General features: G+C 56.1%; 19 protein-coding genes. 1 reads left to right on the top strand and 18 read right to left on the bottom strand.

Features of this window, described 5'->3' with window-relative positions; genetic code table 11:
• Positions 1–6: 6 nt before the first annotated feature.
• Positions 7–201, top strand: a complete 195-nt coding sequence (yacG, locus tag FZF21_RS03700) for a DNA gyrase inhibitor YacG (RefSeq protein ID WP_015572675.1) — start codon at positions 7–9, stop codon at positions 199–201.
• 34 nt (positions 202–235) lie between these two features.
• Here yacG and mutT read toward each other — a convergent pair whose 3' ends face one another.
• From mutT to rsmH, 18 genes are all read right to left on the bottom strand, one after another.
• On the bottom strand, positions 236–628 hold the full coding sequence (gene mutT, locus FZF21_RS03695; RefSeq protein ID WP_026080649.1) for an 8-oxo-dGTP diphosphatase MutT: 393 nt from the start codon (positions 626–628) through the stop codon (positions 236–238).
• A gap of 57 nt (positions 629–685) precedes the next feature.
• Positions 686–3391 carry a preprotein translocase subunit SecA gene (secA, locus tag FZF21_RS03690; protein WP_015572673.1) on the bottom strand — a complete coding sequence of 902 codons (2706 nt, stop codon included), beginning with the start codon at positions 3389–3391 and terminating at the stop codon, positions 686–688.
• A 58-nt stretch (positions 3392–3449) separates the two neighbouring features.
• Entirely contained in the window at positions 3450–3953 is a 504-nt protein-coding gene (gene secM, locus FZF21_RS03685; protein ID WP_032103219.1) for a secA translation cis-regulator SecM, read from the bottom strand.
• A 280-nt stretch (positions 3954–4233) separates the two neighbouring features.
• A complete protein-coding gene (lpxC, locus tag FZF21_RS03680) occupies positions 4234–5151 on the bottom strand; it encodes a UDP-3-O-acyl-N-acetylglucosamine deacetylase (RefSeq protein WP_003856337.1) in 918 nt (305 codons plus the stop codon).
• A 101-nt stretch (positions 5152–5252) separates the two neighbouring features.
• Positions 5253–6404 (bottom strand): cell division protein FtsZ, encoded by a 1152-nt coding sequence (gene ftsZ / locus FZF21_RS03675; RefSeq protein WP_003856338.1) that lies wholly within the window; start codon positions 6402–6404, stop codon positions 5253–5255.
• A gap of 63 nt (positions 6405–6467) precedes the next feature.
• On the bottom strand, positions 6468–7724 hold the full coding sequence (gene ftsA, locus FZF21_RS03670; protein WP_003856340.1) for a cell division protein FtsA: 1257 nt from the start codon (positions 7722–7724) through the stop codon (positions 6468–6470).
• Positions 7721–8563 carry a cell division protein FtsQ gene (ftsQ, locus tag FZF21_RS03665; RefSeq protein WP_003856342.1) on the bottom strand — a complete coding sequence of 281 codons (843 nt, stop codon included), beginning with the start codon at positions 8561–8563 and terminating at the stop codon, positions 7721–7723. The genes ftsA and ftsQ overlap by 4 nt, the downstream gene beginning before the upstream one ends.
• Position 8564: 1 nt before the next feature.
• Positions 8565–9485: a D-alanine--D-alanine ligase gene (locus FZF21_RS03660; protein ID WP_032652572.1), complete on the bottom strand. Its 921-nt coding sequence runs from the start codon at positions 9483–9485 to the stop codon at positions 8565–8567.
• Positions 9478–10953, bottom strand: a complete 1476-nt coding sequence (gene murC, locus FZF21_RS03655; protein WP_003856345.1) for a UDP-N-acetylmuramate--L-alanine ligase — start codon at positions 10951–10953, stop codon at positions 9478–9480. The genes FZF21_RS03660 and murC overlap by 8 nt, the downstream gene beginning before the upstream one ends.
• A gap of 59 nt (positions 10954–11012) precedes the next feature.
• Positions 11013–12077: an undecaprenyldiphospho-muramoylpentapeptide beta-N-acetylglucosaminyltransferase gene (gene murG, locus FZF21_RS03650; RefSeq protein WP_047737137.1), complete on the bottom strand. Its 1065-nt coding sequence runs from the start codon at positions 12075–12077 to the stop codon at positions 11013–11015.
• A complete protein-coding gene (ftsW, locus tag FZF21_RS03645; protein WP_006810115.1) occupies positions 12074–13318 on the bottom strand; it encodes a cell division protein FtsW in 1245 nt (414 codons plus the stop codon). Before ftsW ends, murG begins: the two co-directional genes overlap by 4 nt.
• The gene (gene murD, locus FZF21_RS03640) at positions 13318–14634 is read right to left on the bottom strand and encodes a UDP-N-acetylmuramoyl-L-alanine--D-glutamate ligase (protein WP_047737140.1); all 1317 of its coding nucleotides are present in this window, start codon (positions 14632–14634) and stop codon (positions 13318–13320) included. The genes ftsW and murD overlap by 1 nt, the downstream gene beginning before the upstream one ends.
• A 2-nt stretch (positions 14635–14636) precedes the next feature.
• Positions 14637–15719: a phospho-N-acetylmuramoyl-pentapeptide-transferase gene (gene mraY, locus FZF21_RS03635; RefSeq protein WP_003856353.1), complete on the bottom strand. Its 1083-nt coding sequence runs from the start codon at positions 15717–15719 to the stop codon at positions 14637–14639.
• Positions 15713–17071 carry a UDP-N-acetylmuramoyl-tripeptide--D-alanyl-D-alanine ligase gene (gene murF / locus FZF21_RS03630; protein WP_047737142.1) on the bottom strand — a complete coding sequence of 453 codons (1359 nt, stop codon included), beginning with the start codon at positions 17069–17071 and terminating at the stop codon, positions 15713–15715. The genes mraY and murF overlap by 7 nt, the downstream gene beginning before the upstream one ends.
• A complete protein-coding gene (gene murE, locus FZF21_RS03625; RefSeq protein WP_017383786.1) occupies positions 17068–18555 on the bottom strand; it encodes a UDP-N-acetylmuramoyl-L-alanyl-D-glutamate--2,6-diaminopimelate ligase in 1488 nt (495 codons plus the stop codon). Before murE ends, murF begins: the two co-directional genes overlap by 4 nt.
• Positions 18542–20308, bottom strand: coding sequence for a peptidoglycan glycosyltransferase FtsI (ftsI, locus tag FZF21_RS03620; protein ID WP_003856361.1), 1767 nt, complete (start codon positions 20306–20308; stop codon positions 18542–18544). The genes murE and ftsI overlap by 14 nt, the downstream gene beginning before the upstream one ends.
• Before the next feature lie 15 nt (positions 20309–20323).
• A complete protein-coding gene (ftsL, locus tag FZF21_RS03615; protein WP_003856363.1) occupies positions 20324–20689 on the bottom strand; it encodes a cell division protein FtsL in 366 nt (121 codons plus the stop codon).
• Positions 20686–21627 carry a 16S rRNA (cytosine(1402)-N(4))-methyltransferase RsmH gene (gene rsmH, locus FZF21_RS03610; RefSeq protein WP_003856366.1) on the bottom strand — a complete coding sequence of 314 codons (942 nt, stop codon included), beginning with the start codon at positions 21625–21627 and terminating at the stop codon, positions 20686–20688. The genes ftsL and rsmH overlap by 4 nt, the downstream gene beginning before the upstream one ends.
• Between the last annotated feature and the right edge of the window lie 2 nt (positions 21628–21629).

Genomic DNA, 21629 nt, shown 5'->3' with positions numbered 1-21629 from the left:
GTGCCAATGTCTGACGTAACCACCGTAAACTGCCCAACCTGTGGGAAAACTGTCGTCTGGGGAGACGTAAGTCCATTTCGCCCATTCTGCTGTAAGCGCTGTCAGCTTATAGACCTGGGCGAATGGGCGGCGGAAGAGAAACGCATTCCGAGCGAAGGCGATCTCTCGGATAGCGATGACTGGAGCGAAAACCAGCAGTAACGTTCAAAGCCTGCTGGCGCTTCGCTTAGCAGGCCTACGGTTGTGCGGCCAGCCGGAGGATCACAGGCTCATTGGCAGGCGGGAATTTTTCCGCATCGCTGGCCTGAAGCTCAATCCAGTTACCCGGCTGCCCCTCTTTTCCCCACGGCTCACCTTCCCAGTTTTCAACCAGCCAGAACCACAGCGTGATGTGACGATCCGGAAACTGGTACTCCAGCTTATCGAACAGCGTTGCGCCAAGCGGGGTGATCCCCACCTCTTCCTGAAGCTCACGCACCAGCGCCTGCTCCGGCGTTTCACCTGATTCGATTTTTCCGCCGGGGAATTCCCATTTGTTGGCCATGTGCGCATCGGCGGCACGTTGGGTAATGAAGATCTGATTTTGCGGGTTGCGAATGATCCCGACAGCAATTTGCAGTGTTTTCATCATGTCACTTCCATAAAAAAGGCGCAGATATCTGCGCCTTTTCGGTTTGTTATGTTCTTAGCTCAGGCGGCCGTGGCACGCCTTGTATTTTTTGCCGGAACCGCATGGGCACGGATCGTTACGACCGACTTTACGATCGCCCGTCTGCGCTGCGATTGCCGCTGCGGCTTCGCTCTCATCGGTCTGATGGCTCAACTGCTGCATCTGTGCCAGACGCTCAGCTTCTTCACGACGCTGCTGCTCCATCGCTTCCACTTCTTCCGGCATACGCACCTGAACTTTGCTCAGGGTGCTGATGACTTCATACTTCAGCGACTCCAGCATGGCAGCAAACATGGAGAAGGATTCACGCTTGTACTCCTGCTTCGGATCTTTCTGCGCATAACCACGCAGATGGATACCCTGACGCAGGTAGTCCATTGCCGCCAGGTGCTCTTTCCACAGGGAGTCCAGGGTCTGCAACATTACGCCTTTCTCGAAGTGACGCATCATCTCTGCGCCAACCACTTCTTCCTTACGCTTGTAGACGTCCAGCGCGGTTTCGTAGATACGCTCGCGAAGGGTCTCTTCGTGCAGCTCAGGCTCTTTGTCCAGCCACTCTTTGATTGGCAGTTCGAGATCGAAGTCGTTTTTCAGACGTTCCTGCAAACCTTCGATATCCCACATCTCTTCCAGAGACTGCGGCGGAATGTGCGCGTCGATAGTGGCTTTGAACACATCTTCGCGAATGCTGTTGATGGTTTCGCTCACGTCGGATACGTCCAGCAGTTCGTTACGCTGGGTGTAGATCGCACGACGCTGGTCGTTGGCAACGTCATCATATTCCAGCAGCTGCTTACGAATATCGAAGTTGCGGCTTTCTACTTTACGCTGGGCGTTGGCAATCGCTTTGGTAACCCACGGGTGCTCGATCGCTTCGCCAGGTTTCATGCCCAGTTTACGCATCATGCCGGACACACGGTCAGAGGCGAAAATACGCATCAGCGCATCTTCCATAGACAGATAGAAGCGGGAAGAACCGGCATCACCCTGACGACCTGCACGACCGCGCAGCTGGTTATCGATACGACGAGATTCATGACGCTCGGTACCAATGATGTGCAGACCACCGGATGCCAGCACCGCGTCGTGACGCACCTGCCAGTCGGCTTTGATCTGCGCGATTTGCTCTGGGGTTGGGTTTTCCAGCTCCGCCACTTCGGCCTGCCAGCTACCGCCGAGCATAATATCGGTACCACGACCCGCCATGTTGGTGGCGATGGTTACGGCAGCCGGGTAACCGGCCTGCGCAACGATATCTGCTTCTTTAGCGTGGAACTTGGCGTTCAGAACGTTGTGTTTGATGCCTGCTTTGGTCAGCTCGTTAGATACCACTTCGGATTTCTCGATGGAGATGGTCCCCACAAGTACCGGCTGGCCCTTCGCGGTACGTTCGCGAATATCTTCAATGATCGCCTGAATTTTTTCCGCTTCAGTCATGTATACCAGGTCCGGCATATCCTTACGGATCATCGGACGGTTGGTAGGTACTACCACGGTATCCAGCTTATAGATGGAGCTGAACTCAAACGCTTCGGTATCTGCGGTACCGGTCATCCCCGCCAGCTTCTCGTACAGACGGAAGTAGTTCTGGAAGGTGATGGATGCCAGCGTCTGGTTTTCGTTTTGAATATCCACGCCTTCTTTCGCTTCCACGGCCTGGTGCAGGCCATCGGACCAGCGACGTCCCTGCATGGTACGGCCGGTGTGTTCATCGACGATGATGACTTCGCCGTCTTTAACGATGTAGTCAACGTCGCGGGTGAACAGGGCGTGCGCGCGCAGTGCGGCCGTTACGTGGTGCATCAGCATGATGTTGCTCGGGGAGTACAGAGACTCGCCCTCTTCCATAATGCCTTCAGCCACCAGCAACTCTTCGATTTTCACCAGGCCGCGTTCGGTCAGGTTGACCTGACGCGCTTTTTCATCCACGGAGAAGTGACCTTCACCCTGGAAGGTATCGGAGTCTTCTTTCTCCTGACGCAGCAGGTGAGGAATGATTTTGTCGACTTTACGGTACATCTCGGAGCTGTCTTCGGCCGGGCCGGAGATGATCAGCGGGGTACGCGCTTCATCGATCAGAATGGAGTCAACCTCATCCACCAGCGCATAGTGCAGTTTACGCTGGACGCGCTCTTCCGGGCTGAACGCCATGTTGTCACGCAGGTAGTCGAAGCCGTATTCGTTGTTGGTGCCGTAGGTGATATCCGCGTTATAGGCTTCACGCTTGGCAGGTGCCGGCAGGCCGGACATGTTAATGCCCACGGTCATGCCGAGGAATTCGAACAGTGGACGGTTGTTTTCTGCGTCGCGCTGCGCCAGATAGTCGTTGACGGTAACAACGTGAACGCCCTTACCCGTCAGCGCATTCAGGTAAGCCGGCAGCGTTGCCGTCAGGGTTTTACCTTCACCGGTACGCATTTCCGCGATGCAGCGCTCGTTGAGCACCATCCCGCCCAGCAGCTGCACGTCGAAGTGACGCATGCCGAACACGCGTTTACTGGCCTCACGTACAACGGCGAAGGCTTCCGGGATCAGGCTTTCTAAGGTTTCACCTTTCTCCAGACGCGCACGGAACTCCGCGGTTTTCGCTTTCAGCTCATCATCAGTGAGCTTCTCCATCGCCGGTTCCATACCGTTGATGACGTTCACAGCTTTGCGCATGCGGCGCAGGGTACGATCGTTACGACTACCAAAAACTTTGGTTAACAATTTGATTAGCATAATAAATTCTCAAACGCCCCAGTCGGGCAGATAAATTAAGGTATTGAAAAAGGTTAATTTAGCTGAGGCGTTGAGGCCCGGCACGGATGCCGTGAACCTGGCTAATCCATGTCGAAACAGAGAAGGATGCAGGGGAAACAAAATCCGTTTGCGCCGTCTGATTTACGGTCACTGGCGGCTGGTTGTCCTGCGTCAGAAGCGCATTAAGCGTATCGAGCAGGGCAAGATGCTGAGCCTGAACCGGCAGCGTTTCTTCCGCAACAGGCATCGTCTGCGGCGCCATCGCGAATGACAGATGGCGGATAACCGTGCGAATCGCGTGCTGCTGCCAGTAATCAACGGAGAAATTGGGACGACGGCTGGCTTCAAGCCATGCGAGATTAGTGAAGTTAACCCGCGTGGTGAGATCGTGTTTGGTCGTCGTGGAACGTGCTGGCGTGGCCGCGTCTGCGCTGTTGCTGAGCACAGGCAAGCCGAAACTCGCCGCGACCATCCCCAATAAGAGATGCGGCCAGAAGTAACGTCTGCCAAATTGTCGCCAGCGCGTCAGTATTCCGCTCACTTGCTCCACCACGTTCGCCCGCCAGTGCAGGCTGAGTTCAGTTATTCTTTTTTAGCGCCCAGATATTACCACTAAAGCCAATACACGGCAGCAGGAATGACACCTTGCAGCAGGTAAAAACGGTCAATAATGCAGCGAACACACCGTTATTCGGCACCCGACACAGGCCAGGGGTGAGGGGGACAAATTAAAGAAGGGCAGAAATAAAAACGACTGGCTTCCCTGGTCGGAGAGAGTACCAGGTGAACCAGTCGCTTTTCTTACGAAACGGCTTTAACCGTTACGCCAGGACCATAGTCGGGGCTTTGAACGCCAGCGGCAGTTCAGCTTCGTCTTCGAAGGTCACATATTCCCAGGCTTCCTGTTTTGCCAGGACGGCCTGCAACAGTTTGTTGTTCAGTGCATGACCGGATTTAAACGCGGTAAAGGCACCAATGATGTTGTGACCACACATGAAGAGGTCGCCGATCGCGTCCAGCATTTTGTGACGAACAAATTCATCTTCAAAACGCAGGCCGTCTTCGTTCAGTACGCGATAATCGTCAACAACGATGGCACAATCGAAGCTGCCGCCCAGGCACAGGCCGCGGGATTGCAGATATTCGATATCACGCATAAAGCCGAAGGTACGTGCTCGGCTGATCTGACGCATGAACGCATCCGCAGAGAAGTTCATCGCATAGCGCTGGGTGCTGGAGTCAATCGCCGGATGATTAAAATCGATGGTGAAGTCCAACGAGAAACCATTGTACGGTTTGAATTCAGCCCATTTGTCGCCATCTTCGACGCGAACGGTCTCTTTAATGCGAACAAATTTCTTCGCGCAGTTCAGTTCTTCGATGCCGGCATCCAGCAACAAATAAACGAACGGAGCAGCACTCCCGTCCATAATCGGGATTTCTGGTGCATCGACTTCAACCATAATGTTGTCGATACCCAGACCCGCCAGGGCGGCGTTCAGGTGCTCTACGGTAGAAATCCGCACGTCATGCTCGTTCACCAGACAAGTACAGAGCATAGTATCACGCACAGATTTGGCATCGGCCGGAAAATCTACCGGTGGATTCAAGTCGGTGCGACGATAGATGACCCCGGTATTGGCCGGCGCAGGGCGTAACGTCAGTGTGACTTTCTTGCCGGTATGTAAACCGACACCCGTCGCCTGAACGATACGTTTAAGTGTCCTTTGTTTGATCATCGTATAATCTCGCCAAATTAACTATCCAACCGAGAGTGTATATCACTAACGGTGGGCCAGTTTAGCACAAAGAGCGCAAATCCCCAAATTCCAGCCAATTCTTAGTCAGCTTGCTTACGCAGGAACGCCGGGATATCCAGATAATCTGGCTCTTTTGCCGTTTGTGGAGTCGGGTCGTTCACCACTTTCGCAGCGGGTTTTTGCTCCTGAGTCAGAGGCGCCATACCGTGCTGCTGGTAACGATCCATAACCGGCTGCTGAGTCTGTTTGTTGGTCACCAGGGTGATCTCAGGACGCTTGTCCATACCGATACCGGTGGCCACAACGGTCACACGCAGTTCGTCGTTCATTTCCGGATCAAGGGACGTACCGATAACGACGGTCGCGTTGTCAGAGGCGAACGCACGGATGGTGTTACCCACGGTTTCGAACTCATCCAGACGCAGGTCAAAGCCAGCGGTAATGTTGACCAGCACGCCGCGCGCACCAGACAGATCGATATCTTCCAGCAGTGGAGAAGAGATCGCCATTTCAGCGGCTTCTTCCGCACGGTCTTCGCCGCTCGCCACGCCAGAGCCCATCATCGCGTAGCCCATCTCGGACATCACGGTGCGAACGTCTGCAAAGTCAACGTTCATAAGACCTGGACGGGTAATCAGTTCAGCAATACCCTGAACCGCGCCTTTCAGCACGTCGTTTGCCGCGCCAAAGGCGTCCAGCAGAGAGATACCGCGACCCAGCACTTTCAGCAGCTTGTCGTTCGGGATGGTAATCAGAGAGTCCACGTGCTTGGACAGCTCGGTGATACCCTGCTCCGCGAAAGCCATACGCTTCTTACCTTCAAAGTTGAAAGGCTTGGTCACGACAGCAACGGTCAGAATACCTAAATCTTTAGCGACTTCCGCCACAACGGGTGCTGCACCGGTACCTGTACCGCCGCCCATACCCGCTGCGATGAAGACCATGTCTGCACCGTCCAGTGCAGCGCGCAGCGCTTCACGATCTTCTTCTGCCGCGTTGCGGCCCACTTCCGGGTTAGCCCCTGCTCCCAGACCTTTGGTGATGCCACCACCGATCTGAATCGTCTGGCCAACAGCCGTTTTACGCAGCGCCTGCGCATCGGTGTTCACCGCGAAGAATTCAACACCTTCGATGCGCTCGCGCACCATGTGCTCTACGGCATTACCGCCGCCGCCACCGACGCCGATGACTTTAATCACCGCGTCGTTGGTTAATTCCATAGGTTCAAACATAATCTCTCTCTCCGTTGTGCCTGTCGCCCGAGACCGCTAATTCTCTCCGGTCTCTTAAAAAAATTAAAACTCTTTTCGCAACCAGGTGTTAAGTCGTTTGACCCAAGACCCCACCGAGACGCGTTTTTCCACTTCTGCTTCACCACTCAAATGGGATTCTTTCCCGTAGTGCAGCAGGCCCACGGCCGTTGAGTAATACGGCTCCTGAGCGTAATCCGTTAAACCGGTAATATTCAGCGGCGCACCAATACGCACCTGCGTATGGAACACGCGCTGAGCGCAGGCCGCAAGACCTTCAATTTGCGCTGCCCCGCCGGTTAATACAATCCCCGCCGCGAGATGATGTTTCACACCCTGCTGGCGAAGCTGTTCCTGTAACTGCAAAATCTCTTCGTTGACCAGGTTGAGCAGCTCGGTATAACGCGGCTCAATCACCTCTGCCAGCGTCTGGCGTTGCAGGCTGCGCGGCGGTCGCCCGCCTACGCTCGGCACTTCAACGCTCTCGTCTTTGCCGACGATAGAGCCCAGCGCGCAACCATGGCGCACTTTAATCGCCTCTGCATCGCTCGGTGGCGTACCAAAGGCGTAAGCGATATCGCTGGTCACCACATTCCCGGCGTACGGGATCACTTTGGTGTGGCGTAACGCACCGCCGGTATAGACGGCCATGTCCATTGTACCACCACCAATATCGACCACACAGACGCCCAGTTCACGTTCGTCTTCGGTCAGCACGGAATAGCTCGCGGCAAGACCGGCGAAAATGAGTTGGTCAACTTTCAGGCCACAACGTTCAACGGCTTTTACAATGTTCTTCGCCATATCGTTGTGACATGTGATCAGGTGCACTTTTGCCTGCATACGCACGCCCGAGAGACCGACCGGATTCTTGATGCCTTCCTGGTAGTCGATCGCGTATTCCTGCGGGATCACATGCAGCACACGGTGCTCGTCGCGAACACGCACGGATTTCGCCGTGTGGACAACGTTCTCAACGTCTTCCTGCGTCACCTCTTCTTCAGAAATCGGCACCATACCGATTTCATTCTGGCAGCTGATGTGCTTACCAGACAGGGCCAGATAGACAGAGGAAATCTGGCAATCTGCCATCAATTCAGCCTGGTCGATGGCGCGCTGAACGCATTTCACCACCGACTCAAGGTCGTTTACCCCACCTTTATCCATACCACGGGAGGGGCAGCTGCCCACGCCAATGATATTGACCATACCGTCGGGCAGAACTTCCCCTACCAAAGCGGCAACCTTCGCGGTGCCAATCTCCAGTCCTACTACCAATTTTCTGTCCGTCGACTTGATCATTGTTGTTCTGCCTGTACCTGTGCCTGATTTTGTTGCTGATTAGGTTCCTCGACCGGAGCCGGCTCCCAACCGACTGCTGCGCCTGAGTCATAGCGCAAATCAACGTAGCTTATCCGTTTGCCATCCGTCTGCGCCTGCTGCTGTAAAACCGGGTAAAGTTCTACAAAACGCGCCAGACGTTTCATTGTGTCGCCGCGGCCAAGATTGAGCTTAATGCCATTCGTTAGGGTCAACTGCCAGGAACGGCGCGCCGTCATCGCAGCATCTTTTAACGTAAAGCGATCCTTAGCCAGCACCTGCCCCATCTCACGAAAACCCTGCAATACTTCGTTTTCGCTGCCTTCCGGGCCATACAACATCGGTAAATTCTGCTTGTTGACACGATCGCTCGGGACGCTGAACGAATTTCCGTCTACGTCAACCATATGCTGATCATTCCAACGCGCAATCGGCACATATTCAACCAGATGAATCTTCAATTCATCAGGCCATTGTTTTCTGACACTCGCCTGTTTTATCCACGGCAGACGTTCAATCTGACTCTGGATAATGTTGACGTCCTGCGTCATAAAGGTGCCAGGCGACCCAAGCGCCAGAATCGACTGGCGAATGTCATCGTTACGCGTGTAGTGTCGCTCCCCGGTCACCACCAGCTTCGACAGCGGCAACCGCTGCGCGTCTTCCATCCAGCCCAGCACCATCCAGCCGCTGATAAACACGGTGCACAGCACCCCGAGCAGGAAGATGATCCCTGCAAGACGCGTTCCATTACTCCGGCGCGAAGAGGAGTATTCTTCTTCGTCATCGCGGTTGCGCGTGTTCAATGCAGCCTGAGACATATCAGCCCGCCTGGTCCAGAATACGTACGACTAACTGCGAGAAGCTCATTCCCGCCTGACGCGCCGCCATCGGCACAAGGCTATGGCTGGTCATACCCGGAGACGTGTTTGCTTCCAGCAGATAAAATTGCCCGTCACCGTCAAGCATCACGTCAATGCGTCCCCAGCCACGACATCCCAGCACATTCCAGGCTTTAAGCACCAGAGACTGTAATTCGGCCTCACGCTCTGCTTCAAGACCCGCTGGGCAGAAATATTGCGTCTCATCAGAGAGATACTTCGCCTCATAATCATAGAAGACTCCGGCGGGTTGGATGCGAATTGACGGTAAAATTTCTTCGCCAAGCATCGCGACGGTAAATTCCGGCCCGCTAAGCCATTTTTCAATCAGAACTTCTTCATCATGTTGAAATGCCAGTGCTAAAGCGTCAGCCAAATCTACAGCTTTATCGACTTTAGACATTCCCACGCTCGACCCTTCACGGCTCGGCTTCACAATAACCGGTAAGCCCAGTGCCGCAATGCGTGTATTAACGCTGTCCGACAGGCCCAATTCATATTCACGACGCGTCAGTGCAACCCATGGCGCAACGGGCAGGCCCGCCCCCTGCCACAGCAGTTTGCTGCGCAGTTTATCCATGGAGATGGCGGATGCCATCACGCCGCTGCCGGTGTACGGCATACCGATCAGCTCCAGCAGCCCCTGCAACGTGCCGTCTTCACCGCCGCGACCGTGCAACGCGATAAAGGCTTTATCGAAGCCCATCGCTTTCAGCTGCGTGACGTCCACCTCTTTCGGATCAACCGGATGCGCGTCCACACCACCTTCACGCAGGCCCGCCAGCACGGCAGCGCCCGAATTCAGAGAAACCTCGCGTTCGGCGGAAGTGCCGCCAAACAGGACAGCAATCTTATCAGCCATGACGCTCGTCCTCCTGAGTTTGCGGCTTCAGTTTGATTTCAGCTAAGGTACGGGCGATTTTGCCGATATTTCCCGCGCCCTGAATCAGGATCAGATCGTTACCCGTCAGGACCGGGGCAAGCATTTCAGCCACCTGCGCCGGGTCGGGAACCAGAATAGGATCCACTTTACCGCGTCCACGGATGGTACGACATAAAGAACGACTGTCCGCACCCGGAATCGGAGTTTCACCCGCTGCATAAACATCCAGCATCAGCAGGGTATCGACCTGCGAAAGGACGTTGGCAAAATCGTCATACAGATCGCGAGTACGCGTGTAACGGTGCGGCTGGAAGATCATGACCAGATTCTTTTCCGGCCAACCCGCGCGTGCCGCTTTGATGGTTGCGTCCACTTCCGTCGGATGGTGACCGTAGTCGTCTACCAGCATCGCAGAACCTGGCTTACCGTTTACCGGCTCCAGCGGGAATTCACCGAGGAAGTCGAAGCGACGGCCCGTCCCCTGGAAGCTCTCCAGTGCGCGCAGGATCGCTTCATCGTCAATGCCTTCTTCTGTCGCAACAGCCACCGCCGCTGCCGCATTCAGGGCGTTGTGACGTCCCGGAGCGTTCAGGGTGACATGCAGCAGGTCTTTATCCTGACGCGCGAGGGTGAAATGCCCCTGCGCACCGATCTGCTTGTAATCTTCTACGCGTACATCCGCGTCTTCGCTGAAGCCGTAGGTCGTAATTTGACGCCCGACGCGCGGCAGCAGCTCGCGAATAACCGGATCGTCCACGCACATCACCGCACGGCCATAGAACGGCAGGTTGTGCAGGAAGTTAATAAAGGTCTGCTTTAAGTTCTCGAAGTCGCCCTGGTAAGTGTCCATATGGTCAGCTTCGATGTTGGTGACGATCGCCACCATCGGCTGTAGATGCAGGAACGACGCATCGCTCTCATCCGCTTCCGCAATCAGATAACGGCTGTGGCCCAGACGCGCATGCACGCCAGCGGCTTTCACCAGACCACCGTTAACGAACGTCGGGTCGAGACCCGCTTCCGCATAAATGCTGGAGACCATCGCTGTTGTGGTGGTTTTACCGTGCGTACCGGCCACCGCAATGCCGTGACGAAAACGCATCAGTTCCGCCAGCATTTCCGCGCGACGGATCACCGGAATGCGCGCCTCGTGCGCCGCAACGATTTCCGGGTTATCCGCGGAGATAGCGCTGGACACCACAACCACGCTCGCATCGCTCACGTTTTCCGGGCGATGATTGAAATAGATAGTCGCCCCCAGCGACGCCAGCTGCTGCGTAACAGGGTTTGGCGCCAGGTCAGACCCGCTGATCTGATAGCCTTCGTTAGCTAACACTTCGGCAATACCGCCCATGCCAGCACCACCGATGCCGACAAAGTGAATGTGCCGGACGCGACGCATCTCGGGCACGATAGAACGCAGTTTTGCCAGTTGTTGTGTATTCATTCTCTAAACGCCATCGACTACTTCAAAAAAATCGTGCAGCGCAACACGCACTGCGAGAATTATGCCTGGGCTGCCAGGCTCACTTCTTTTGCCACCCGTTCCGTTGCATCCGGGATAGCGGTCGCGCGTGCGCGTTGCGCCATATCCAGTAATACATCCCGGTTCCAGCCCGCCAGGGTAGTGGCGACCGCATCAGCGGTAAATTGTGGCTGCTCAAAAATCTTCGCTGCGCCCGCTTTCTCAAGCGGCAGCGCATTCCAGTACTGCTGTCGGTCTTTGTGCTGGAACGGCACAAACAGCGCCGGCAAACCGGCGGCGGCGATTTCGCTCACCGTCAGCGCGCCCGAACGACAGACCACGACATCGGCCCAGGCATAGGCTGCGGCCATATCATCAATAAATTCAGTCACTTTATGCTGCGGCTGACCTTCCTGCGCGTAGGCCTGCTCAACGGTCTGCTGAGCACCCTTCCCGCTCTGGTGCCAGATGGTCACCGCATCACCCAGTTTTGCCGCAACCTGCGGCATCGTCTGGTTTAAAATACGTGCGCCCTGGGAACCGCCGACGACCAGCACGCGCACCGGCCCTTCGCGACCCGCCAGACGCGTATCTGGCAGCGGCAGCGCCAGCACGTCCACACGTACCGGATTCCCTACGACATCCGCTTTCGGGAATGCCCCGGGGAAGGCCTGCATAACTTTGGTGGCGATTTTTGCCAGCCATTTGTTGGTCAACCCGGCAATACCGTTCTGCTCATGCAGAACAACGGGGATGCCCAGTGACCACGCCGCCAGTCCGCCCGGACCGGAAACGTAACCGCCCATGCCCAGAACGACGTCAGGCTTAAAACGCTTCATAATGGCGCGCGCCTGACGCCAGGCATTGAAAATGCGCACCGGCGCCAGCAGCTGCGCCTTGATCCCTTTGCCACGAAGGCCAGAAATACGAATAAAGTCGATCTCGATACCGTGTTTAGGTACCAGATCGGCTTCCATGCGGTCTGCGGTTCCCAGCCAGCGTACCTGCCAGCCCTGTTCCATTAAATGGTGCGCAACCGCCAGTCCCGGGAACACGTGTCCGCCGGTCCCGCCTGCCATCACCATTAACCGCTTCGGTTGATTCATCGTGAACCTCGTGTAAACGCCTGAGCTTTCTCCAGACGCGTTTCATAATCTATACGTAACAAAAACATGATGGCCGTCGACATGATCAACAGACTCGAACCACCATAACTGATCAACGGCAACGTCAGACCTTTGGTCGGCAGCATACCCGCTGCCGCCCCGACGTTTACCAGCGCCTGGAAGCTAAACCAGATACCAATTGAGCAGGCCAGGAAACCGGAGAAGCGGTGATCGATCTCCAGCGCTTTCCGGCCAATCGACATGGCGCGGAAAGCGACGAAGAATACCATTAATAGCGCCAATACCACACCGATATAACCCAGTTCTTCCCCAATAATGGAGAAGATGAAGTCGGTGTGCGCCTCCGGTAAATACTCCAGTTTTTGCACCGAGTTACCCAAGCCTTGACCCCAGACTTCGCCGCGGCCAAACGCCATCAGCGACTGCGTCAGCTGGTAACCGCTGCCGAACGGATCTTCCCATGGGTTCCAGAACGAGGTCACACGGCGGATACGGTATGGTTCGGCGAGGATCAGCAGCACCACCGCCGAAATCCCCATCCCGATGATGGCAATGAACTGCCACAGTTTTGCGCCCGCCAGGAACAGCATCGCCAGCGTAGTGACAAACAGTACGACTACCGTACCGAGGTCGGGCTGCGCCAGCAGCAGGATCGCGAGGACCAGAATCACGCCCATCGGTTTTAAGAAGCCGCGAAGGTTGTTACGAACTTCGTCAACTTTACGCACCAGGTAGTTAGCCAGGTAGCAGAACAACGACAGTTTGGTGAACTCCGCGGGCTGAATACGCAGTGGCCCAAAGGCAATCCAGCGTGATGCCCCGTTAACGGAGCTCCCGACAACCAGAACGATCAACAGCATGATGATTGAGGCGATGAGCATGGCTGTACTGTGCCGCTGCCAGAACGACATCGGCAGGCGTAAGGTGATCATTGCCAGGCAGAACGCGAGAATGATGTACAGCCCGTCACGCTTGGCAAACAGGAACGGGTCGTTTGCCAGACGCTGTCCGACAGGCATTGACGCCGAGGTGACCATAATAAAGCCGATCGCCGCCAGCCCCAGCGTGAGCCAGAACAGCGTGCGGTCGTACATGATCAGGCTGTCGGAATCTTTATCCCGTGAAGCCATCACCCAGCCTTTCAGCGCCGTAAACAGCCATACCAGGATACCAAATCCTGGCAGGCGCGGCATTTTCAGGCGAGGGAGAGATAAACGCATCAGCCTAACTCCTTCGCCAGGCGGGTAAAGACATCACCCCGCTGTTCGAAACTCTTGAATTGATCGAGGCTGGCACAGGCTGGCGAGAGCAGTACCATATCGCCGGGCTTCACGCGTGGGGCGATGAGGCGCATCGCCTGCTCCATGGTCTCGGTTTGCTCGGCGACTTCAGGACGCAACGCCGCCAGCTCGCTGCCATCGCGGCCAAAGCAATACAGGCGCACGTTATCACCGTTGAGGTACTGCTTCAGCGAGGAGAAGTCAGCCGATTTACCGTCGCCGCCCAGCAGCAGGTATAGCGTGCCATCAACGTGCAAACCGTTCAGTGCCGCCTCGGTGCTACCCACGTTGGTCGCTTTGGAATCATTAATCCAGCGTACGCCGTTGTGCTCCAGCGCCAGCTGGAAGCGGTGCGCCAGGCCGGTAAAGGTGGTCAGCGCCTTCAGGCTTGAAGATCGCGGCAGGCCAACGGCATCCGCCAGCGCCAGCGCCGCCAGAGCATTGGTGTAGTTATGCTGGCCGGAGAGCATCATCTCTTTCACGTTCAGCACTTTCTCACCTTTCACGCGTAGCCAGGTTTCGCCCTGCTGACGATTAAGGTGATAGTCACCCATGTTAATACCGAAGCTAATGCAGCGTTCGTCTGCGCCGCGCACCGGCATGGAGAGTGCATCATCGGCATTCACTACGCAAACTTTGGCATTTTCATAAACGCGCAGTTTGGCCGCACGGTACTGCTGCAAGCCGAACGGGTATCTGTCCATATGATCTTCGGTGACGTTTAGGATCGTCGCTGCCGCCGCATGCAGGCTTGAAGTGGTTTCCAGCTGGAAGCTGGAAAGCTCAAGGACGAACAGCTCACACCCTTTATCAAGCAGCATTAAAGCGGGCAGACCAATGTTACCGCCCACGCCGACATTTTTGCCCGCCGCCTTCGCCATTTCCCCCACCAGCGTGGTGACGGTGCTTTTACCGTTTGAACCGGTAATGGCGACGATCGGGGCCTGCGCCTCCCGGCAGAACAGTTCGATATCGCCGACAATCTCAACGCCCGCATCCGCGGCGGCGCTCAGGGAAGGATGCGCCAGCGCCATACCGGGGCTGGCAACAATCAGATCGGCGGCCAGCAGCCACTCATCATTCAGACCACCCAGGTGGCGTTCAACCTGCTCCGGCAGCTTGTCCAGACCCGACGGAGAGACGCGCGTATCCATCACGCGCGGCGTCACGCCACGCGCAAGGAAAAAGTCCACGCAGGAGAGGCCGGTGAGGCCCAACCCGATGATTACGACTTTTTTGCCCTGGTAATCTGCCATGATTAACGTACCTTCAGCGTTGCCAGGCCAATCAGCACCAGCATCAGCGAAATAATCCAGAAGCGCACAATGACGCGCGGCTCCGGCCAGCCTTTCAGTTCATAGTGGTGGTGAATCGGTGCCATACGGAAGATGCGCTGACCGCGCAGCTTGAAGGAACCGACCTGCAAAATCACCGACAGGGTCTCAACCACAAACACACCGCCCATGATCACCAGCAGGAATTCCTGACGCAGCAGCACGGCGATAATGCCCAGCGCGCCGCCCAGCGCCAGTGAACCGACGTCGCCCATAAAGACCTGCGCCGGATAGGTGTTAAACCACAGGAAGCCCAGCCCCGCCCCGACAATCGCCGTACAGACGATCACCAGCTCACCCGCATGTCGCAGGTACGGGATGTGCAGGTAGTTTGCAAAGTTCATGTTACCGGTCGCCCACGCCACCAGCGCGAAACCGCCCGCAACAAACACGGTTGGCATGATGGCCAGGCCGTCCAGACCATCGGTCAGGTTGACGGCATTGCCGGTGCCGACGATCACAAAGTAAGCCAGCAGAATGTAGAACAGCCCCAGCTGCGGCATCACGTCTTTGAAGAACGGCACCACCAGCTCGGTGGCCGGGGTGTCTTTTCCTGCCAGGTAAAGCGCGAAGGCCACGCCCAGCGCAATCACCGACATCCAGAAATACTTCCAACGGGCGATCAACCCTTTAGTGTCTTTGCGCACGACTTTACGATAGTCGTCAACAAAACCGATGATCCCGTAGCCAACCAGCACGGTCAGCACGCACCAGACGTAGGGGTTAGACGGATAGGCCCACAGCAGAACGGACACCACAATCGCGGTCAGGATCATGATCCCGCCCATGGTCGGCGTACCGCGCTTGCTGAAGTGCGATTCCGGACCATCGTTGCGTACAACCTGGCCGAAAGAGAGTTTTTGCAGACGGGCAATCATGCGCGGGCCCATCCACAGCGAGATGAACAGCGCAGTCAGCAGGCTGACGATGGCGCGAAACGTCAGATAGGAAAAGACGTTAAAGCCTGAGTAATATTTGACCAAATGTTCGGCCAGCCAAACTAACATGTCCCGTTCTCCTGTAATGCGTGCACAACCTCTTCCATGGCGGCACTACGTGAACCTTTAACTAAAACAGTCACAATCTGTTTTTCTGTAATCAATGCCTTCAGGCGTTCGATCAGTGCAGATTTATCGGCAAAATGTTCGCCAACTTCACTGGCATCGGAAATGGCCTTGCTCAGCGTGCCTGCGCTCAATACGCGGTCAAGCCCGGCGGCTTTCGCCGCTTCACCCACCTGAACATGGCAGGCTTCGCTTTCATCACCCAGCTCGGCCATATCGCCCACAACCATCACGCGATAGCCCGGCATCTCAGACAAGACCTGCACGGCCGCCGTCATGGAGCCGACGTTAGCGTTGTAGGAGTCATCCAGCAGAAGTTTGTTTTCAGCCAGCTGGATCGGGAAAAGACGCCCCGGCACGGCTTTTAAATTTGCCAGACCTGCTTTGATCGCCGCGTGTGAGGCACCTACCGCCATTGAGAGCGCTGCCGCAGCAAGCGCATTGGCGATGTTATGACGACCGGGCAGGGGCAGCAGCACCTCGATGTCGCCCGTTGGGGTCGTGAGGGTGAACTCGGTGCCGTGTGACGTCACATGAATGTTGGTCGCCGAAAAATCACTGTTTGCCGCATTCGGTGAGAAGCGCCAGGTTTTGCGTGAACCAATGATGCTCTGCCAGTTCAGCCAGTCGTTGTTATCGGCATTCATAATGGCGATACCGTCATCCGGCAGGCCGGTATAAATTTCACCTTTCGCTTTCGCCACACCGGCCAGCGAACCAAAACCTTCAAGATGTGCCGCCGCCAGGTTATTCACCAGCGCCGCTTCCGGACGCGTCAGGCTCACGGTCCAGGCGATTTCGCCCTGATGGTTAGCCCCTAATTCAATCACCGCATATTCATGCTCGTGGGTCAGGCGCAGCAGCGTCATCGGTACACCGATGTCATTATTAAGGTTGCCCGCCGTATAAAGCGTGTTACCGCACTGGCTAAGGATCGCCGCCGTCATCTCTTTAACGGAGGTTTTGCCCGACGAGCCCGTCAGCGCCACGACGCGTGTTGGCACCTGCTGGCGAACCCATGCCGCCAGCTCGCCAAACGCCAGGCGCGTATCTTTCACCACAATCTGCGGCAAATCGATATCGAGCTTACGACTGACCAGCAGCGCGCCCGCCCCGTTATCTTTAGCCTGTTGCGCAAAATCGTGGGCGTCAAAACGTTTACCCTTCAGCGCCACAAACAGGCAGCCCGCCGTCACCTTACGGGTGTCGGTGGTCACAGCCTCGATGGTCAGATCCTGACCATGCAGCATCCCCTGCAATACCGCAGCGGCCTGGCTTAACGTAATGCTAATCATGCCACCACTCCCAGCAGACGTGCTGCCGTCACGCGGTCGGAGTAGTCCAGACGACGATTGCCGACGATCTGATAATCTTCATGACCTTTACCGGCCAGCAGAACCACATCGTTCTCCTGCGCCTGCATAATGGCGTTAGTCACGGCCTCCGCACGGCCTTCGACCACGCGCGCACGACCCGCATCCAGCATGCCCGCCAGAATGTCATTGATAATGGCCCGCGGCTCTTCGGTACGCGGGTTGTCATCGGTTACCACGGGAATATCCGCGAACTGCTCAGCGATGGCGCCCATCAGCGGACGTTTGCCCTTGTCGCGATCGCCACCGCAGCCAAACACGCACCAGAGCTTGCCTGCGCAGTGCAGACGCGCCGCTTCCAGCGCTTTTTCCAGCGCATCCGGCGTGTGTGCGTAATCCACGACCACCGTCGGCTTGCCCGGCGCGCTGAACACTTCCATGCGGCCACAGACCGGTTGCAAACGCTCAGACGTTTTCAGCAGATCCGCCATCGGGTAGCCCAGCGCCAGCAGCGTCGCCAGCGCCAGCAGCAGGTTACTGACGTTAAAGGCCCCCATCAGGCGGCTTTCAATTTCACCTTCGCCCCAGGTGGAAGCGAAGCGGATCGTCGCCCCACTATCGTGGTAGTTCACCTCGACCGCCTTCAGCCAGCGGCCGCGGCAGTTCGGATTAATGCGATCTTCCATCGACACCGCCACCGCATCTGGCAGTTTTTCCAGCCAACGGCGACCGACTTCATCGTCGGCGTTAATGATCGCCTGCCCGTGGTGGTGAGTGGAATAAAGCAGCCATTTCGCCGCTTCGTAGTGCTCCATATCACCATGATAATCAAGGTGATCGCGGCTCAGGTTAGTAAAGACAGAGGCAGCAAATTTCAGGGCCGCCACGCGATGTTGTACCAGACCATGGGAAGAAACTTCCATCGCAGCGAAGGTCGCCCCCTGCTCAGCGAGGCCCGCCAGCACACGCTGCACGTCAACCGCCGAGCCTGTAGTGTTTTCCGTCGGGCTTACTTTGCCCAGAAGACCGTTCCCCACCGTGCCCATGACGGCACCGGTTTCGCCCAGCAGCTGCGCCCACTGCGCCATCAGCTGAGTGGTGGTGGTTTTTCCGTTGGTTCCTGTCACGCCAACCAGCTTTAACTGGTCGGAAGGTTCGTTGTAAAAACGTCCTGCCAGCGCGGAGAGACGCTCATTCAGCTGGCTGAGATAGATGACCGGCACGCCGTGCATTTCACGGATCTCACCGTCTGTTGCCTCATCTTTGGCCTCAGCAATAATGGCAGCAACACCTTGCGCAATCGCCTGCGGGATATAACGACGCCCGTCCGCCTGATGACCCACCACTGCCACAAAAAGATCGCCAGAAGCCGCTACGCGGCTGTCCAGTACCATCTCTCGCAGTGCTCGCGCAGGTAGCATAGGCACCCACGGAGCAAGAAGGTCGCGCAAATTACGATCTGCCACCTGTTCCCTCGCCTTGATTAATTACAAATTCACTTTTTTCGCCCGTCGCCAGCGCATCCGGTTCAATGTTCATGGTGCGCAACACGCCGCCCATAATAGCCCCGAACACAGGCGCGGAGACGGCGCCGCCGTAGTATTTACCCGCCTGCGGATCGTTGATGACGACCACCAGCGCAAAACGCGGATTGCTTGCAGGCGCTACGCCTGCGGTATAGGCAATGTATTTGTTGATATAGCGGCCGTCCGGCCCCACTTTTTTCGCTGTACCGGTTTTAATGGCGATACGATAGCCCTTAATTGCGGCCTTCACGCCGCCACCGCCAGGTAACGCGACGCTTTCCATCATATGCACGACGGTACGAACGATAGATTCCGGGAAAACACGTTCCCCCGGAACCGGTGGATCAACTTTGGTGATCGACAGCGGACGATAAATGCCATAGCTGCCAATCGTTGCGTAGACTCGCGCTAACTGTAAGGGAGTTACCATTAGCCCGTAGCCGAAAGAGAAGGTGGCCCTCTCTATGTCAGACCACCGTTGTTTTTGAGGATATAAGCCACTGCGTTCTCCGACCAACCCCAAATTGGTCGCCTTTCCCAGCCCAAAACGTGAGTAAGTATCTACTAACGCTGAGGACGGCATCGCTAACGCCAGTTTTGACACACCGACGTTACTCGACTTCTGTAAGACCCCGGTCAGGGTCAGTTCGCTGTAACGTGCCACGTCTTTGATTTCGTGACCGTTAATTCGATAAGGGATCGTATTCAGAACGGTATTTTCGTTGACGATGCCTCGCTGTAGAGCCGTCATCACCACCATAGGTTTTACGGTTGAGCCGGGTTCAAACACATCGGTGATGGAGCGGTTACGCATTGCATCTTTTGCTGTACCGGCAAAATTATTCGGGTTGTATGAGGGGCTACTGGCCATCGCCAGCACTTCACCTGTCGCCACATCCACCAGCACGGCGCTGCCCGATTCCGCCTTGTTAAACGCGACGGCGTTGTTCAGCTCACGATAGACCAGCGCCTGCAAGCGTTCATCAATACTCAGGGCCAGGTTGTGCGCGGCCTGGCTGTCTGTCGAGGAAATGTCTTCAATGACGCGACCATAGCGGTCTTTACGCACGATTCGCTCGCCAGGCTGGCCGGTAAGCCACTTGTCGAAGCTTTTTTCAACGCCCTCAATCCCCTGGCTATCCACGTTGGTAAAGCCAATCAGGTGCGCGGTGACTTCGCCCGAAGGATAGTAACGGCGGGATTCTTCTCGCAGATGAATGCCCGGCAGCTTCAGTTTCTTAATGTAGTCAGCCATGTCAGGGTTCACCTGACGGGCAAGATAGATAAAGCGCCCTTTCGGGTTGGCGTTAACGCGCGACGCCAGCTGATCCAGCGGCATTTTCAACGCGTCTGACAGCGCCTTCCAGCGGTTATCAAGGGTGATCCCGCCTGCATCGTGTAACTCTTTCGGATCGGCCCAGATCGCCTTCACCGGCACGCTCACCGCCAGCGGACGGCCGGAACGATCGGTGATCATCCCACGAGAGGTAGAAACTTCCTGCACGCGCAGAGAACGCATATCACCCTGACGTACCAGCATGTCAGGCGCGATGATTTGTAGCCACGCCACGCGTCCCAGCAGGAAACCCAGCGCCAGTAAAATGCAGCCGCAAAGCAACGCAAAACGCCAACTGACAAAGTTGGCCTGTTCTTCCTGGCGTTTTGGTTTTAGCGTTTTTGCCGCTGCTTTCATGCGTCGCGTTTTCCCTTATTTTTGTACTACGATATTTTCCTGCGAAGGATCAACATGCTGTAATTGCAGTTTTTCCGTTGCGATCCGTTCAACCCGGCTGTGATCGCCGAGCGCGTTTTCTTCAAGGATCAGATTTCGCCATTCAATATCCAGCGCATCGCGTTCCAGTACCATCTGTTCGCGCTGCGCAGTTAATAAACGGGTATGGTGAGCGGTGGTGACCACCATGACTGCCGTCACAATGATGCAAATGAACAAGCAGAGTGGCAGCTTCCCAAACCGCAAAAGATCGTCGCCGATCACGCCAGGCAAGGCATGGCGCTCGTTGCTTCCTAACGATCCCTTAACTTTGCTTAGGGTCTCTGTCACTCTGCTGATCATGCGTTCGTCCTCTCTGCAATACGCAGCACTGAACTACGGGCACGTGGATTCTCTGCCACCTCTTCTTCGCCCGGCATCAACTTGCCTAATGCTCGCAACTGACGGCCTCCCAGCTTTCTGAGTTGTTCTTCCGTCATCGGCAACCCAGCTGGAACCTGCGGACCGCGGCTCTGTTCACGCATAAAGCGTTTTACGATGCGATCTTCCAGCGAATGGAAGCTGATGATGGATAACCGCCCACCCGGGGCCAGCACGTCGAGCGAGCTTTTTAGCGCCAGCTCTATTTCCTCCAGTTCACTGTTTACCCAAATACGAACCGCCTGGAAGGTACGGGTCGCAGGATGTTTGTGCTTATCCTTCACCGGCGTTGCCGCCGCGATGACTTCTGCCAGCTCTTTGGTGCGGGTCATTGGCTCAACGCGGTTGCGCTCCACGATGGCGCGGGCAATACGTTTGCCAAAGCGTTCTTCACCGAAGGTTTTGATTACCCAGGCGATATCCGCTTCGTCAGCAGTTTGTAACCATTCAGCGGCAGACTGGCCGCGAGTGGGATCCATACGCATATCCAGCGGCCCATCACGCATAAAGGAGAAGCCGCGTTCTGCATCATCAAGCTGTGGTGAAGAGACGCCAAGATCGAGGAGAATCCCGTCGATCTTGCCGGTCAGGCCGCGCTCAGCGACATAATCCGCAAGCGCAGAGAAAGGTCCATGCACGATGGAAAAGCGAGGATCATCGATGGTTTGCGCAACGGCAATCGCCTGCGGATCGCGGTCAATTGCCAGCAGGCGTCCTTCCGCTCCAAGCTGGGAGAGGATCAAACGCGAGTGACCACCGCGACCAAAAGTGCCATCAATATAGATGCCGTCTGGACGAATATTCAGGCCGTTAACGGCCTCATCCAGCAGCACCGTTGTATGTTTATAATTTTCCATCATAT

Source organism: Enterobacter sp. LU1 (assembly GCF_008271405.2).
Lineage (GTDB): Bacteria > Pseudomonadota > Gammaproteobacteria > Enterobacterales > Enterobacteriaceae > Enterobacter > Enterobacter hormaechei_C.
The sequence above is the reverse complement of the archived record's forward strand: the minus strand, read 5'-3'. Positions and strand labels throughout refer to the sequence as shown.